Genomic DNA, 1,448 nt, shown 5'->3' with positions numbered 1-1,448 from the left:
GCAAAGCAACCGTAGCGAATGCGCCCTAACCCCTCGCTCAACCGGACCAGCTACGGCAGGCCACCTTGGCCCGAACTGAGGTACACGGTACATTCTCTCAGTTCGGGCCAAGGCGTCCTGCCTCCGCAGGCCGGTTAGCTCGAACGTTAGGCAGCGCAGGGCAAGCCTTGTGGTGTTCCAGCAGAGTCGGCGCCTGGCGGCGTGAACCGAACAGCCACGAGTCGGCAGAGCCGCAGCACCATCGGCCGGCTACAGCGGTGGCGCCGGAATCTCCGTAGCCAGAGGCACGCATGGTTCCCTGCTCCGACGAGACCAAGACAAAGACATGAAGCAGTAGCGCTATGTCTGGGCAGGACACTGCGAAGGAAGCCATGAATTTCAATCTGTTCGTGGGGCCGCCGCGGCCAGCGTTTGCGCGTCCCGGCCTGCTCCTCTGGCGCGGCGGCTCGAAGACGTGGCACGCCGCGCTCGCAAGCGCGGAGCGGGAAGCCTTCTTTGTTCGCGAGCAAGAAGATAGCCAGAATTCAAAGCTCTCCACCCAATGCGCAGCTCTGCCTAACCCCTCGCTCAAGTGGAGCGCCAACGGCTTGCCACCAGGCCCGGGCTGCGGTGCGCTACATTCTCCGCAGCCCGGGCCTGGCGGCAAGCCGTCGTCACCCACTTAGCTCGAACGTTAGGCCTCGTATTCAGCGCCGCGGCAACGTCGCGACTCGAAACTCAAAGACATGACGCATCTGACCTTACCGACGCAGCGAATTAGTGACTGGCCGTCGTTTCATGACGAGTGCGCCAAGCTTTTCGGCTTTCCAGAGTTCTACGGTCGGAATATGGATGCATGGATTGATTGCCTTACGTACCTGCAGGATGATGATGGCATGTCCACCATAAAACTGACCGAGAATGAAGATCTATTCATTCATGTTCCGCAGTTCACCAACTTCTTCAGTGCTGCAACAGAGGTGTGCACTGGACTTCTCGAATGTACAGCCTTCGTCAATCAGCGATATATTGAGGCCGGAGAAAAGGCACGAATCGTCCTTGTACTCGAATAGTTCACCCGCTAATGCCTTCCACCGAATTTGGTCTTTGGTCATGAACGAGAGTCCGCCAGCTAGTGGCAGAACGAGGCCTAACCCCTCGCTCAAGCGGAGCGCCAACGGCAGGCCACCAGGCCCGGGCTGGTGGTACGCGGTACATTTTCACCAGCCCGGGCCTGGCGTCCTGCCGTCGTCGCCCGCTTAGCTCGAACGTTAGGCCTCACAAAACCATGAGTACGCCGCCCACCTACGATCCCAGTATCCAGCCGAACGCAGAAGCGTGACTAGAACTCGACGAACAGGAACGCATCTCGTTGGCCGAGAGATTCCATCGACGCGCAAGGATCGAACTACCGAACGTGAAGGCACATGCCACCTTTCACGCAATCGTCGAGAATCAGATAGCCCTCG

The 1,448-nt window shown here is 59.1% G+C and carries 1 protein-coding gene; it reads left to right on the top strand.

Annotated features, from left to right (window positions below; translation table 11 throughout):
• The first annotated feature begins 725 nt into the window (after positions 1 to 725).
• On the top strand, positions 726 to 1,052 hold the full coding sequence (locus JMV16_RS21135; protein ID WP_201496305.1) for a barstar family protein: 327 nt from the start codon (positions 726 to 728) through the stop codon (positions 1,050 to 1,052).
• The last annotated feature ends 396 nt before the right edge of the window (positions 1,053 to 1,448 follow it).

It is taken from the genome of Rubrivivax sp. A210 (genome assembly GCF_904426505.1).
Classification (GTDB): domain Bacteria; phylum Pseudomonadota; class Gammaproteobacteria; order Burkholderiales; family Burkholderiaceae_C; genus Rubrivivax.
This window is presented reverse-complemented; position numbering and strand designations above follow the sequence as displayed.

Bases quoted from the DNA above. Each gene is read 5' to 3' on its own strand.
- JMV16_RS21135 (WP_201496305.1), top strand. From the start codon at position 726: ATGACGCATCTGACCTTACCGACGCAGCGAATTAGTGACTGGCCGTCG.